The sequence below is a fragment of the Christiangramia fulva genome (assembly GCF_003024155.1).
GTDB lineage: Bacteria > Bacteroidota > Bacteroidia > Flavobacteriales > Flavobacteriaceae > Christiangramia > Christiangramia fulva.
The window spans coordinates 2784268-2800916 of the sequence record NZ_CP028136.1 but is presented as its reverse complement, the minus strand read 5'-3'; the positions used below and the strand labels follow the sequence as shown (position 1 = coordinate 2800916).

Below are 16649 nucleotides of genomic sequence, written 5' to 3'. Positions count from 1 at the left end.
TAAAACCCTTATATTAATAGGGTTATTTTGATTATTTCAAATTTCTTATAAACAAAAATTCTGATAAAAATACTTCGATGAAAATGACATTTATCATATTTCTTAAAGGCTTATTTAAATAGCTTTACTACTGCTAAATCCTTTCAGATTCAGGACATAGAAGTCTTCAGTTAATTATTTACAACAGGATTTTCTGATTCCCCGGTCTGATCGCAAGTATTAGCAAACAACTAAAACTTCTTGTCATGGTACCTAAAAAGAATTCCAGGGCAGACCTTTCCCGGAATAGTGTCATCTACTTTCAAATTGGTTTAATAATCGTTCTTTCCATTTCTTATGCAGGATTAGAATGGAATTTTGAACATAAGCAGAATTATGATCTGCAGCAGGTTGAATTTACTGCAGAGAATTCTATTGATGTTCCTGTAACTGAATTGAAACAGTTGCCGCCGCCGCCCCCGCCACCACCCGCACCAGAAATTATTGAAGTGGTGCAGGATAACCTTGAAATTAAGGAAACGGAAATAAAATCTACAGAAACCAGTCAGGACGAGAAAATAGAAGTTGCTGAAGTAGCTGATATTCGGGACGAAGAAATAACTGAAGAAATTGAAGACGTTCCTTTTGTAGCTATCGCTAATGTGCCCTTATACCCTGGATGTGAAAACGAAAAAGACAATGAAGCTAAAAAGAAATGCATGTCAAAAAAAATAGAAGATTTTGTTCAACGGGAGTTCAGAACTGAAATAGGCTCAGAACTCGGGCTTACCGGAATCAACAAGATCTATGTGGTTTTCAGAATAAATGAAAAAGGCATGGTTAGTAATATTCAGGCTCGAGGACCTCATAAAGCCCTGGAAGCCGAAGCCGAAAGGGTTATAAAACTATTGCCCCCAATGATACCCGGAAGACAGCGAAATCACCCTGTGGGTGTGATCTATACGCTACCGATTATTTTTGATGTAAAAGTAGCTATCTAACGATGATTTTTATCATAGCAATTAATCTTTTTCCAGTGTAACTTCATAAAAATTAAACTTTCAAGCCATGTTAGAATTACGCATGAGACCCAAAAACAATTACATCTTTGAAACCGATTGGGATGAATTGTACGTGTTAACCGAACACTGGATGAGCGATTTGCAATTCTATGCAGATGACCTCAGGTTCTTCCGACATCTAATCGATAAATATTTTATCTGGATCAAGGAACAGGAAAACCAGCGCGAGGTAGAAAAAATCCTTTTTTCAGTAATTGAACTTACCGACGCCGCTCAGGACTTATTAAAAAAAACGGCTAAGCACCGGGACCATATCAAAGATATCCTGGAAGAACCTTTCACTTATGATTCCCAAAAATTCAGGGAAGAACATCAAAAGCTGGAAGATGAGATCTCAGATTTCATAAAAAGCTGCAGGAAACAGAGAAAAGAAGTCTTTTCGGTTATAGAGCACGTCATTGATAAAGAAGGACTGCAGGAAATTATCACTTAAAATATAAGATCATGGGCGAAATAGCAACCTCCAGACGCCTCATTACCATTTATTACCATCCCGATTCCATCAGGGCGAAAAAAGCCATTGCCTTTGCCAGGGCTGAAGGTCTGGAATTGCAGGAAGTGAATATTTTAAAAACAAAATTAACAGGAACGCAGATAGCCGAAATTGCTGACAGGCTGCACCTGGAAATCAAAGATTTGATCAATCAGGATCACCTGGCTTATAAGGCAATTTATAAGCCTGCTGATTTATCTTCGGAAGACTGGATAAAACTTATTCAGCACCATCCGGAAATCATGAAACAACCAATCGCCATTAGCGGGAAAAGAACGGTTCTTGTAGAAACACCTTCAGATATCATTAAAATTTAAATTTCTTTCAATAAGCAGATTTAGAAAGTACAAATTTCAAGCATTTCCAGCGCACTACTGCTGATCTTCATCTTTCTCTTTTGCACCTGTGACAAAGGAGTATGTTTTATTTTACCACTTATTGAGCTTACCATCACATTGCTTTTGCCCTCGAGCAGGCTTTGAACTGCCCATACCCCGAATTTTGTGGCCAGGATGCGGTCAAAAGCCGAAGGAGCACCACCTCTCTGGATATAACCCAGAATGGATACCCGAATCTCCCTTTCGGGTATTATTTCTTTCAGTTTTTTACTAACCGAGAATGCGCCCCCAGACTCATCGCCTTCTGCTACCACGATAACCAGCGGTTTCTTCTTTTCTATATGTTTTTGAATTTGACCGGTAAGGTAGACCATATCCATATTAGTTTCGGGGATCAGAATTCCTTCGGCTCCGGTAGCCAGGCCGGTGCCATAGGCAATATATCCTGCATCCCTTCCCATCACTTCAACGATAAAAACCCGATTATGAGAAGTGGCTGTATCGCGAATATTATCGATCGCCCTTACTGCTGTATTTAAAGCAGTATCATAGCCTATGGCGAATTCGGTGCCCGAGATATCATTATCTATGGTTTTGGGGATCCCTATAATGCCTATTTCGGGATATTCTTCTGAAAAAATTTGCGCTCCCGTAAGAGAGCCGTCTCCGCCGAGAATGATCAATTTTTTTACTTCATTTTTTCGTAGGTTTTCGAAAGCCTGTTTCCTGCCCTCTTTGGTCTGAAAAGATTCACTCCTGGAAGTTTTTAAAATAGTACCTCCAAGCGCATTGATATTTCCCAATTCTGAAAGTTTTAAAGGAAAGAAATGATTTTTTACAAGTCCTTCATATCCAGATTCCACCCCCATTATTTCATGGCCATAGAAGGCGGAAGCATGCACAACGGCGTTGATACAGGCGTTTAAACCGGGAGCGTCTCCTCCCGAAGTGAGTACAGCAAACTTATCCATAACTAAAATTTTAAAGCAATGTGTAAACAGTCACTTCTTATTCCTGCTAAGGTTTGGTAACCAGAGAACGCAATGGTGAGTCTCAGGAATAATAAGGCTTATAAAATCATTTTATTGATTTCAGCTGTTTATATGAGTAAATTACTCATTAAAAATATTCTAAAACCACTTGAAAAACAATGATTTAAATCAGTAATAAATTATTTGGATGGAAAATTAATCCTCATTTTCGAATTGAAGTAGATAATCTCAAATACAAAAAAAGGGTAACTATATGATTTACATATAATTACCCTTTATTTTAATTTTTAACCTAAAGGTTAAAAGTCGGGAAGATCCAGAGTTTCTTATTACCCGGCTCCTTTTATTTTATTAAGTACAGAGGATTTTTCAGTATTTCAAATGTTAGTTAAAATCTTCTTCTTTTTTAAGAAGAGACCATTTTTCTTGAGAAAAAAAGTTGGCTGGATTTCCAGGTAGCAGCATTAAATTGTATTAAACTCATAGAGTTTATGGTATCTATAATAGTATAGCATAGAAAATTGAAAGAATATTTTTACCTGTTGGGGTTATTTAAAATCGATTTTTTTTACAAAAATTAATAATCGTTAAGGAGTTTTGATTCGGAATTATTATTATTTCAAAATGTACTCAAACAAAAGTTAAATTTTTACAGATATTTGATATAATTGAAAATCATATTACTTTTTTTCACGTTATTGTTTATCAGAAAGCAATTTAATTTTATGGAGTAATTTTACTTTTCTAACTAACTTTTAAATTTTAATACTTTTAATTCAATTCCCGGATAGTTTCTCTAAATACCGGCGATTACCTGTCTCTAAAAGTTAGATTTGTAGGAAATTTACCCCTGAATATACAGGTTTTGAAAGTCTTCTAAAGGGATGAAGATGGCTTTTTATTCTCTTTATTTCAGCGATCCATAGGAAAAAATGCTTCAAAGAAGTATTGATTATTAAATTTTCTATGAAGACTATCGCTGTATTTTTAAACATACTTGGGAGAAGACTATTCTTTGGTCTGAGTATTTTTCTTTTTTTCCAGTTTTCAAATCTCCAGGCACAAACCAGTACCCAGACTATTCCGGCAGGTTCTTTCGCAGTCAATATGGGAGTTACTCCCCAAACCATTGGCAACGGCCTGAAACCTTATGGAATGTTGTATGATCTTATCAAAAATTACAACGTTCCCATACAATGGGTTATAAATCCTACAAAAGCTAAAGATGGAATTGATTTTACTCATAATGGAGTAACCTATCGCGGAGGAACCTTTATTATAAGATCTGAATACCGCTCTGCCGCGGTAAATGGCAGAATTGCATACTGGCAATCATTAGGAGTTGTGGGAAACACTACTATTTCCAGCCTCTCCTTGCCTGTTTACACTACCTTAACCTCAGTCCCAAGATTTACCCTTGATTTTAAAAACGGTTCTATTGCTGCAGGTTACCTGGCCAATGCCGGAATTCCTACTTCAGCCGCCACTTATAAATATCCTTCTGAATTAACTTCCTGTGACGACATTTTCACAATGCCACACGCCGATCCGGTCTGGTCTACCCACGGAAATCTCTTGTACTGGAATGAAACTTATAAGGGAGCAATTTGGGCTGCATGCCATGCCGTTAGCGCACTTGAAGATATGTTCAATCCGGCAGACCCTTCTCAGCAAACCAATTTCCTTTCAAAAAAGACGCAGCAGGCTTCAGGAACCGGCCCTTATTTTCAGAATGCATTATTGCTTTGGGGAAATCACAGCGATCCCTCTCCTCCTTTTATAACCACCAATCCTACAAGCCCTATAATGCAATTTATGGGCGTCACCGATCCTGCACATTTAAATGGTTCAGAACAGGTTTATTTACCGGTTCCGGGTGGTGGATGGAGAGCAAGCACGAATATTTTTGTTTATGATCCCACGCAGGTAAACGTTCCGGCAAATTCCCCGGGAGAAGCCGCGATCATAGCCTATGGCCCTGCTTTTGGTGATTCGAACAGAGGTAAGGTCATGTACGAATCGGGTCACAATCACAATAAAGGAACTTCAGGTGATGTCGCTGCACAAAGGGCTTACCTGAATTTTGCATTTTTGACCACCCAGGAAAAGAATCCGGTTATTACCACAAGTAATATTCCCAGTATGCCTGAGGGGGGAATAACTTATAACAATCTTACAGCTAATATAACCTCTTCTATTCCATCGGGCCCATATCTTTACGAGTGGACTTCCAGTTGTGGTGGCACTTTCTCTAATCCTTTTGGTGTTACAACAAGCTTTACGCCTTCGCAAGTAACATCAAATACCCCTTGTGTTATCCAGGTAAAAGTTACTGATGCCTGCGGAAGGGTTACCTTTAAATCAGCTGAAGTTACCATAGTCCCCGGACCGCGTCCTCCAATTGCCAATAACGATTCGGCTCAAATTGCTGCAGGATGTTCTTCTGATATTACTCCGGTTTCTATAAATATTCTGGCAAATGATAGCGATCCAGATGGGGATCCGCTTACCACAAGATTAATAAATCCAGGTAATCCGTCTCAGTACGGAACTACCTTTACTACCGGTGAAGGAACCTGGACACAGGTCGCCAACGGACAGGTAACCTTTGAGCCAGCCACAAATTTTGCCGGACAGGCGTCGATTAGTTACCAGGTTTGTGACAATACTCCATCGGGCTCCCCTTATAACGGACCATTATGTTCTATTGCAACAATCACCGTAAGTGTTGGAACTCCTGATGTAAATGGCTGTTATCCTAACAGTGTTTACGGTGTTCAGGAGTCGTCTTTGATCACACTCGATAATTTTGTAAGTGGAACAACCGGAAGTCTTGGAGGTACGGCCTTAGACGATGCTGAAGGCACTTATACCACGGCAAATACCGATTATCTTAACCTCGGAACTAATACCAACAATAACATTATTCTATCCATAGGCAAGACTTTAAGAGCCAAGGATAGAATTATTCTGGATTGGTCAAAAGGAGGTTCAACTTCGTCGTCAATTAAATTAGAATATGGAAGCTCTTCTACCGGTCCATGGACCACTGCGGCAACTTACACGAATACCATCAACGGTACCGGAGCTACTGCAGACCAGGAGAATACTTTTGCTCTTCCCTCAGGAGCTACTGGAGTAACTTATATTAGAATAAGCTATGCCAGCGGGACGGCTGTTTGGTTGGATGCCGTTCGATATGAATATCTTAATTGCGTTCCCAGAATTCCTGCAACAGAGAATGATCAGATTACCGTTCTACAGGATGTCCCAACCAATATTGATGTACTTTCAAACGACACCGATCCTGCTGGTAGTACCCTAACCATAAAAAGAATTATTAGCTATCCTACCTACGGAAAAGTCAGCGTCAATCCTGACAATACTATTACCTATGTCACCAATTCGGGAATTACGAGCACTAGTGATTCGTTCACCTATGAAGTTTGTAATACCGAAGGATATTGCAAGACTTCAACGGTTTCTATAAGTATCAAGCTCCACAATTGCTCACCGGGACAATACAAGACAGCAGATGTATCTGGAACTATTACCAAGTTTTTCCAGTATCAGTTTTCAGGAACAAATGCAGCAACGGCCAATTCCGCAGCTACCAATTTTAGAGATTCTTATTTAAGGAAAGATCAGGCAACTAATAACTTCGGAAAAGTCAATACCATTGAAATTGGTAAGCTCAGTACAGCCAATACAAATAATGCAAGAAGAGGAGTTTTTTATTATAATATTTCAGAAATTCCTACCACTGCAATAATACAATCTGCGTCTTTTTCATTGCTTAAAAACGGGGGTGATTCCAATAGCCAAATCATCAATCTTTATCCGTTAACAAATCCAACAAATATAACTGTTCTACCAACCTGGGAGGAACTACAAACTACCTGGAATATAAGAAAAACAGGAATTAACTGGTCTACCGCCGGTGGTGATTTTACTACTTCTATTTCGAGTAGCACCGAAGTCTTATCCTCCAAAATAAGATACAACTGGAACGTTACAAATATTGTTCAAAATTGGGTGGATGGAACAAGTACAAATTATGGTTTCCTTGCTAAAACCAGCGAGACATTGGATAAAAGACATGTTTTCGCTTCAAAAGAAAATGGAACTATACCTAACAGGCCTTATTTAACAGTAACTTACGTTTTACCGTCAGACTGTAAAGCGTTGGTTAACAGAGCCCCACTGGCAAATCCTGACTTCGCAACTACTACTGCTACAGCTCCCATTTCTATCCCTGTGCTGGCAAATGATTTTGATGTGGATGTAGCTCCGCTTCCTAATACGCTAAGTATTAGTAATCCCTCAGTTTCAATTACCGGAGGAGGAACTGCGGTGAAAGATCCCAATAACCCCAATAGAATATTATACACTCCTAATCCATCGTTTACCGGAACAGCCAAAATAACTTATACCATCACTGATGGTTCCCTGACCGATACTTCGGTTATTTATGTCACAGTTTTAAATTCACCACCTGTAGCTAATGACGGAGCAGTAACCTTATACAACTATCAAAGTGCTACTTTCAATATTACAAATAATGTTAGTGACGCTCAAAATAACCCATTACAAGCTCCGGTTATAACTATAAATGCTCAACATGGTGAAGCTACCATATCGAATGGGATCCTAACCTATACACCAGAGGCCGGATATTTTGGCAGTGATAGTGTTACTTACCAGGTTTGTGAGGCTCCAAACAGTACAGATTGTAATGCTACCCCCCTTTGTGATACAGGTACTGTTACTTTTACCATTCAGAACGCGCCTCCTACCTACACTAATAATATCAGTGTAAGCACTACCCAATGTCAGCCTATCTTAATAGATGTTTTAAGTTTAGGCGGATTCTCAGATCCTGAAGGAGCTCCATTAAAAATCACCAGTGTAAGCAATGTTACAGGCGGAACCATTGTAAATAATAACGGGCAGACGCTTACTTTTAATCCTGCAAGCGGATTTACAGGTACAGCCACCTTTACTTTTACCGTTTGTGACTTAAGCACTCCAAGTGCATGCACAACAGTTACCAGTTCTGTAGTTATCGTACAAAGCGGAACTCCTCAAAACCTGGCACCTGTTGCAAATCCCGATTTTGGAGAACCTGCTTTTATTGGCGATGTATCTTATATTCCTGTCCTTGCGAATGACACAGATCCTGAAGGTTCTGAACTTACACTTTCCCTTCCTTCAAATCTAAACATGGTTCCAGCCAATGCAGGTACTGTGCAAGTATCGGGAAGACAAGTTGTTTTTATCCCAAATTCCGGCTTTACAGGTCAGATTTCTTTTGATTATCAGGTATGTGATCAGGCACCGGAAGTTTCTCCCAACTGCGCTCCATTACCTTCAAAATGTTCAATTGGAAGAGTTACCACGTATATTTTAAATCAGGCGCCATTTGCGAGCGACGACAATTTCAGGGCCGCATACAATTTGCCCTCCACATTTAATGTGCTTAACAATGATCTCGATCCAGACGGACAACCAATTACATTAACTTCATTTGGACCAAATTCAGGAAGTTTAACATCCTCATCTGGAACTGCAACTACTTCGCAGGGCGGAACTATACAATTGGTTAATGGTCAAATTCAATACATCCCGCCCACAAATTTTTCAGGCACCGATAGTTTTGTGTATCAGATATGTGATAATGGATCCCCTTCCTTGTGTTCGTTAGCCACAGTAACAATTCAGGTAGGTCAGCCCATTGACCTATCATTAGCCATGACCGCATCTACCACCACTACAACGGTTGGTGGGCAGGTAACCTTTACCCTTACGGTATCCAACAGTGCTTCTTATGGGCCAGCTACAGGAGTTTCAGTTTTGGCTCAATTACCTTCAGGTTTAAGCTTTGTAAGCACAAACAGTACAGCATATAACTCCTCTACCGGAACCTGGTATATAGGATCTCTGGCTCCGGGAGCGAGCAATACCATTACGGTTACCGCTCAGCTCACTTCAGCCGAAGGCGCAACATTTATTGCGGAAGTTGCTTCTGCCAAAGAAGTAGATGTTGATTCTACTCCTTTTAACCGCGTGGTTACAGAAGACGACTATGCATCGGTAACCATTAGTACTTTAAGCCTTGCCGGTTCGGTCTATAACGATTTGAACGGCCTTTCAAATAATCTGATTGACGGTAGTTTAATTGGATCAGCCGGGACGACTCCCCTATACGTAAGTTTGGTTAATCCTTCAACAAATACTGTAATTCAGACTGTTCCAGTAAGCTCTTCGGGAACTTACCTATTTAATAATCTTACAGCAGGTTCTAATTACACGGTGGTCTTGAACACTTCTTCCACAGGTTCGGCAACCCCTCAATTACCTACAGGATGGATTAATACTGCTGAAGGATCTACGGCAACGGGTGACGGTACACCTAATGGAAGCTACAGCATAACAAATTTCAGCAAAACAACGCCAAATGTCAATTTTGCAATTCAGCAGACTATTGATATTTCCCTTACCAAAACCGTAAGTAATTCGACTCCGCTGGTAGGCGATTTTGTAACATTTACCATAAGAGTTAGTAATGCCGGTCCCGGTAACGCGACCGGAGTAGTTATACAGGATGTGGTACCAAACGGGTATTCCAACATATCGAATATTAGCGCTGGGGGAACATTAACTTCCGGCACTTTAACCTGGAATAATATAAGCGTAAGCAGTGGCACCTTTATGGATCTTACTTTTACTGCACAGGTGACCAGCCCATCAGCTGGAACAAATTATTCGAATACAGCTACTTTCGTAAGCGCATTTCAGGCAGATAGTAATAACACTAACAATTCAGGAACCCAGAATCTTTCACCTAAAACGGCAGATTTAGCCATCACAAAAGTCATAAGTACGTCTTCTCCGCTGGTAGGAAGCACCATTAATTTCACCATAACCGTACAAAATAACGGGCCCGATGCAGCTTCACAAATTGTGGTTTCCGATCAGTTGCCAAATGGTTATACTTATGTTTCTGACAATGGAGGTGGTGCCTATAATAATAGCACGGGAATTTGGAATATTTCGGGACCCATTGCCAACGGAAACAGTATTTCATTAGTAATAACAGCTAAGGTAAACGAACCTTTCTCAGGTGTTAATTACCAGAATAGTGCCTCCATTGCATCACTCAAAGAATATGATCCGTCTGCCGGAAATAATAGTTCATCAGTAACGGCCACTCCGGTATCCAATCCTTCCTGGACACTTTCTAAAGTCAGCACCACAAATCCTTCCACTTTTTCAACAGTGGGAACTACTTTAAATTATACTATTTCACTTACAAATACAGGAAATGTTTCAATTTCGGGAATAGTGGTAAACGATCCTGGAGCCAACAATTCTCCTACTTATGTCTCTGGAGATTTGAACGGAAATAGCAAGCTCGATGTGAATGAAGTTTGGATTTATTCGGCGAGTTATCTCACAACACAGGCCGATTTAAATGCAGGTAAATACAGCAACACGGCTACTGCTTCCGGAACTCCCGCAGGAGGATCATTAAGCAATGCCACTGGCACGTCGACCGTTCTTGCAGAGCAAAAACCTTCATTTACGATCACTAAAATTGCCAATGAAAGCACCTATAATAAAGTAGGTGATATTCTTACTTATTCGTTTGTAATTACCAATACCGGAAATGTAACTTTAAACAATGTTACGGTTACAGATCCGGGCTTATCAGTTTCCGGAAGTCCTATTTCTCTTGCTCCCGGCGAAAATAACTCAACTAACTTTACAGCATCGTATACCATCACCCAAAGTGATCTTGATAATGGTTTACATACTAATACGGCACAGGTTTCAGGAAGTTATACCAATGCCGACAATCAGGTTCAAACGATAACTACCTCCGGTTCAAAAACCGTTAATGCTACCCAGACCATTCGCATCAATGATGTAACTGTTAATGAATCGGCAGGAACAGCAACTTTCTCGGTTACTCTTAGTGGTGGAATTCCCGGTGGTTTTTCTGTACAATATTCCACTGCAGATAACACTGCTTTTAGTGTTTTAGATTATACAACAACCAGTGGTATTCTTAATTTTTCTGGAACTGCGGGAGAGATTCAAACCATTACTGTCCCTATTAAAAGTGATAATATAACTGAGCCTACTGAAAATTTCTTTGTTAATTTATTCAATTCCTCAAGCTCTTTTGTAGTCATCAGCGATCCTCAGGGAATAGGGACCATTACTGATGATGATTCGGCTAGCGTTGCTATTTCTGATGTAACTGTAGCCGAAGGAGGTGGGTTTGCTGTATTTACTGTTACTTTAACAGGAAATATTCAAAATACGTTAACAGTTGATTATTCAACTTCTGATTTCACCGCCCTCTCCGGCAGTGACTATACCGCCACCGGGGGCACCGTGACCTTCCCGGCAGGAAGCATCTCGGGAGCTACCCAGAGCTTTACCGTCAATATTATCAATGATAACCTGGCTGAGCCTACCGAGACCTTTACCGCCACCCTGAGCAATGCCAGCACCCAGGGGACCGCCACCATTACCAGGGCCCAGGGAGTGGCCACCATTACCGATGACGACGCTGCCACTATCAGCATCACCGATATCAGCGTGAACGAAGTCGATGGCACCGCCATCTTTACCGTGACCCTGACCGGGGCTATCCAGGACGGGGTCAGTATGACCTATACCACCGCTGATGGAACTGCCCTGGCAGGCAGTGATTATATCGCTACCACAAGCACCGTCTCCTTCCCGGCAGGCAGTCCTTCCGGAAGCACCCAGACCTTTAGCGTTACCCTTATCAATGACAATATCGCCGAGGCCACCGAAACCTTTAGCGTAAGCCTGACCGATCTGGTCTCCACAGGAGCGGTAAGCTTTAGTGATGCCCAGGCTAGCGCCACCATCACCGATGATGACCAGGCAACTATCAGTATCGCTGGATTTACCATTACCGAATCAGGAGTTACCCAGACCGGAAACTTTATCGTAAGCCTGGATAAAGCAGCACAAAGCGATATCGTCCTAAACTTTAGCACCACCGACGGATCGGCCATTGCCGGGTCTGATTATACCGGCCAAACCACCGTATCCTATACCATTCCTGCAGGAAGCACCACCATCAGTATCCCGGTAAGCATCCTGGGCGATAATATCGCCGAGGCTACCGAGACCTTTACCGGGGCCATCAGCATCAGCCAGGCCAATGGACAAAATATTACTATTGCCACAGCAACCGCCACAGCAATCATCACCGATGATGACAGCGTAAGTGTGGCCATTGCCGATGTGACTGTCAATGAAAATGCAGAGACTGCTACCTTTACTGTCACCCTTACCGGGGATATCCAGGAGGCATTAAGCGTAGACTATGCCACCCTGCCCGGCAGCGCCCTATCCGGCAGTGATTATACCGCCACCACAGGAACCCTCACTTTCCCCGCAGGAAGCACCTCGGGCAGTAAACTGAGCTTTACCGTAACTATTACCGATGATGCCCTGGCCGAGAATACCGAAACCTTCTCTGTTCAACTTTCCAACCTGGTAAGCAACGCAGCGGCAAGCATCAGCGAGGCACAGGCCACCGGGACCATTACCGATAATGACGCGGCCTCCATCTCCATTGACGATGTTACCGTCGATGAAGGAGCAGGATTTGCCAGCTTTAAAGTAACCCTTACCGGAAATATCCAGGAGGCCTTCACGGTGGACTATGCCACCAGCGATGGATCGGCCATCGCAGGTAGCGATTATATCGCCAGCACAGGCACTGTGTCCTTCCCCGCAGGAAGCCTCTCGGGAACCATTCAGACCCTGATGATCCCGATCACCGATGACCTGGTAGGCGAGCCTACAGAAACCTTTAACGTGACCCTGTCCAACCTGATCACCTCTGCCAATGTGAGTATCAGTGACCCACTGGGCACAGCCACCATTACCGATAACGACGCGATCACTATCAGCATCGCAGGATTCAGCGTCATCGAGAGCAACCAGGCACAGACCCAGAACTTCGTGGTAAGCCTGAGCCATCCCGCACAGCAGGATATTACCCTTAGCTTTACCACTACCAATGGCAACGCTACCGCAGGAGCAGACTATACCGCACAAACCAACGTATCCTATACCATCCCCGCCGGTAGTACCAGCCTTTTGATCCCCGTGGAGATCCTGGGAGATCTCATTGCAGAAAGCACCGAGACCTTTACCGCTGCCATCAGCATCACTGATGCGGGAGGACAAAATGTAAGCATCGCTACTTCCACAGCGACGGCTTCCATCCTTGACAATGACACCACCAGCCTGGCCATTAACGACATTAGCGTCAACGAAGCCGCCGGAACAGCTACCTTTACCGTGACCCTGACTGCTGCAGTACAGGGAGGTCTCACCGTGGACTATGCCACCGCCGATGCTTCTGCACTGGCCGGCAGTGATTATACCGCTACCTCCGGAAGCCTCACCTTTACAGGCAACGCCGGGGAAACAAAAACCATTACCGTTACTATCCTTAACGATAACATCGCAGAGACCACCGAGAACTTCCTGGTGACCCTCTCCAACCTGGTAAGCACCGGAAATGTTACCCTCTCCAAAGCCCAGGGAACTGCCACCATTACCGATAACGACGCTGCCACCATCAGCATTGCCGATATCAGCGTCAATGAAGACGGCACCGCCACCCTGACCGTGACCCTCTCCGGAAGCATCCAGGATGCCTTAAGCCTAAGCTATAACACCCTGGACAATACCGCACTGGCAGGCAGCGACTATACCACCACCAGCGGTACCCTGACCTTCCCAGCAGGAAGTACCAACACCACCCTGACCTTTACCGTGGCCATCACCGATGATGCCATCGCCGAGGCTACCAAAGACTTTATGGTCAACCTATCTGATCTGAGCACCCAGGCCAATGTAAGCTTCAGCGATGCGCAGGCCCGTGTGACCATTGTGGATAACGACAGCGCCAGTGTGGCCATCACCAATGTGCAAGTCAGTGAAAGCACCGCCCTGGCCACCTTTACCGTAACCCTCTCCGGAGCGATCCAGGAGGCCCTTACCGTAGACTACGCCACCCTGGCCGGCAGCGCCCTGCCCGGCAGTGACTACGCCACCATCAGTGGTACCCTCACCTTCCCCGCAGGAAGCACCAACGGCACCATCAAAACCTTTAACGTGGTGATCATCAATGACAATATCACAGAGCCTACCGAAACCTTCTCGGTCAACCTCTCCAATATCCAATCCACCGCAAATGCCTCCATCAGCCAGGCCTCCGCTACCGGTACCATCCTCGATGATGACAGCGTGAGCGTATCTATCGCAGATATTACCATCAATGAAGCCGATGGAACCGCCACCTTTACCGTTACCCTCAACGGCAGCATCCAAAGCCCACTATCAGTAGACTATGCCACTGCCGATGGATCCGCTATCGCAGGCAGCGACTATACCACCACCACCGGTACCCTGACCTTCCCCGCAGGAAGCACCAGTGGTACCACCCTGAAATTTACCGTCGATATCCTGAACGATAACATCGCAGAGGCCAGCGAAAACTTCCTGGTGAACCTCTCTAATCTTGTCGCCACAGGTAATGCAAGCATCAGCGACAGCCAGGCTACCGCCACCATCACAGATGATGACCAGGTGAGTATTGCCATCGCAGGATTTACCATTACCGAATCAGGGCTTACCCAAACCGGTAATTTTACGGTCAGCCTCGATAAAGCCGCACAAAACGATATCATCCTGAGCTTTACCACCAGTGATAATACTGCTACTGCAGGTACTGATTATACCCCGCAAAACAGCGTATCCTATACCATCCCCGCCGGAAGCACCACGATCAGCATCCCCGTAAGCATCCTGGGCGATAACACCGCCGAGGCTATTGAGACCTTTACCGCTGCCATCAGCATCAGCGATGCGGGTGGACAAAATATCAACATCGCTACCCCTACAGCCACAGCAACCATCCTTGATGATGACAGCGTCAGTGTGGCTATTGCCGATGTGAGCGTGAATGAATCTGCAGGGACCGCCATCTTTACCGTCACCCTTACCGGAGACATCCAGGGACCGCTTAGCGTAAACTATGCCACTGCCAACGGCACCGCCCTCTCCGGCAGTGACTATACCGCCACCGGGGGCACCGTGACCTTCCCGGCAGGAAGCATCTCGGGAGCTACCCAGAGCTTTACCGTCAATATTATCAATGATAACCTGGCTGAGCCTACCGAGACCTTTACCGCCACCCTGAGCAATGCCAGCACCCAGGGGACCGCCACCATTACCAGGGCCCAGGGAGTGGCCACCATTACCGATGACGACGCTGCCACTATCAGCATCACCGATATCAGCGTGAACGAAGTCGATGGCACCGCCATCTTTACCGTGACCCTGACCGGGGCTATCCAGGACGGGGTCAGTATGACCTATACCACCGCTGATGGAACTGCCCTGGCAGGCAGTGATTATATCGCTACCACAAGCACCGTCTCCTTCCCGGCAGGCAGTCCTTCCGGAAGCACCCAGACCTTTAGCGTTACCCTTATCAATGACAATATCGCCGAGGCCACCGAAACCTTTAGCGTAAGCCTGACCGATCTGGTCTCCACAGGAGCGGTAAGCTTTAGTGATGCCCAGGCTAGCGCCACCATCACCGATGATGACCAGGCAACTATCAGTATCGCTGGATTTACCATTACCGAATCAGGAGTTACCCAGACCGGAAACTTTATCGTAAGCCTGGATAAAGCAGCACAAAGCGATATCGTCCTAAACTTTAGCACCACCGACGGATCGGCCATTGCCGGGTCTGATTATACCGGCCAAACCACCGTATCCTATACCATTCCTGCAGGAAGCACCACCATCAGTATCCCGGTAAGCATCCTGGGCGATAATATCGCCGAGGCTACCGAGACCTTTACCGGGGCCATCAGCATCAGCCAGACCAATGGACAAAATATTACTATCGCTACCTCTTCCGCCACAGCAACCATCACCGATGATGACAGCGTAAGTGTGGCCATTGCTGATGTGAGCGTGAATGAATCTGCAGGTACTGCTACCTTTACCGTCACCCTCACCGGGGATATCCAGGAGGCATTAAGCGTAGACTATGCCACCCTGCCCGGCAGCGCCCTATCCGGCAGTGATTATACCGCCACCACAGGAACCCTCACTTTCCCCGCAGGAAGCACCTCGGGCAGTAAACTGAGCTTTACCGTAACTATTACCGATGATGCCCTGGCCGAGAATACCGAAACCTTCTCTGTTCAACTTTCCAACCTGGTAAGCAACGCAGCGGCAAGCATCAGCGAGGCACAGGCCACCGGGACCATTACCGATAATGACGCGGCCTCCATCTCCATTGACGATGTTACCGTCGATGAAGGAGCAGGATTTGCCAGCTTTAAAGTAACCCTTACCGGAAATATCCAGGAGGCCTTCACGGTGGACTATGCCACCAGCGATGGATCGGCCATCGCAGGTAGCGATTATATCGCCAGCACAGGCACTGTGTCCTTCCCCGCAGGAAGCCTCTCGGGAACCATTCAGACCCTGATGATCCCGATCACCGATGACCTGGTAGGCGAGCCTACAGAAACCTTTAACGTGACCCTGTCCAACCTGATCACCTCTGCCAATGTGAGTATCAGTGACCCACTGGGCACAGCCACCATTACCGATAACGACGCGATCACTATCAGCATCGCAGGATTCAGCGTCATCGAGAGCAACCAGGCACAGA

The 16649-nt window shown here is 44.7% G+C and carries 5 protein-coding genes (1 of these 5 running past the window's edge); 4 read left to right on the top strand and 1 reads right to left on the bottom strand.

Annotation, left to right across the window (positions count from 1 at the left end; translation table 11 throughout):
- Positions 1-245: 245 nt before the first annotated feature.
- The 3 genes from C7S20_RS12350 to C7S20_RS12340 all read left to right on the top strand — a co-directional run bounded on the left by C7S20_RS12350 (position 246) and on the right by C7S20_RS12340 (position 1871).
- Complete coding sequence (locus C7S20_RS12350; RefSeq protein ID WP_107012754.1) at positions 246-980, top strand: energy transducer TonB; 735 nt, start codon at positions 246-248, stop codon at positions 978-980.
- A 67-nt stretch (positions 981-1047) separates the two neighbouring features.
- A complete protein-coding gene (locus C7S20_RS12345; protein ID WP_107012753.1) occupies positions 1048-1494 on the top strand; it encodes a hypothetical protein in 447 nt (148 codons plus the stop codon).
- 11 nt (positions 1495-1505) lie between these two features.
- Positions 1506-1871 carry an arsenate reductase family protein gene (locus tag C7S20_RS12340; RefSeq protein ID WP_107012752.1) on the top strand — a complete coding sequence of 122 codons (366 nt, stop codon included), beginning with the start codon at positions 1506-1508 and terminating at the stop codon, positions 1869-1871.
- 20 nt (positions 1872-1891) lie between these two features.
- Here C7S20_RS12340 and C7S20_RS12335 read toward each other — a convergent pair whose 3' ends face one another.
- A complete protein-coding gene (locus C7S20_RS12335) occupies positions 1892-2863 on the bottom strand; it encodes an ATP-dependent 6-phosphofructokinase (RefSeq protein ID WP_107012751.1) in 972 nt (323 codons plus the stop codon).
- 987 nt (positions 2864-3850) lie between these two features.
- Between C7S20_RS12335 and C7S20_RS12330 the strand changes: the two genes are divergently transcribed.
- A protein-coding gene (locus C7S20_RS12330; RefSeq protein WP_107012750.1) for a Calx-beta domain-containing protein crosses the window boundary here: on the top strand, positions 3851-16649 show its 5' end (the start). It continues 24068 nt past the right edge of the window; the window shows 12799 of its 36867 coding nt (coding positions 1-12799); it begins with the start codon at positions 3851-3853; its stop codon lies off the right edge, out of view.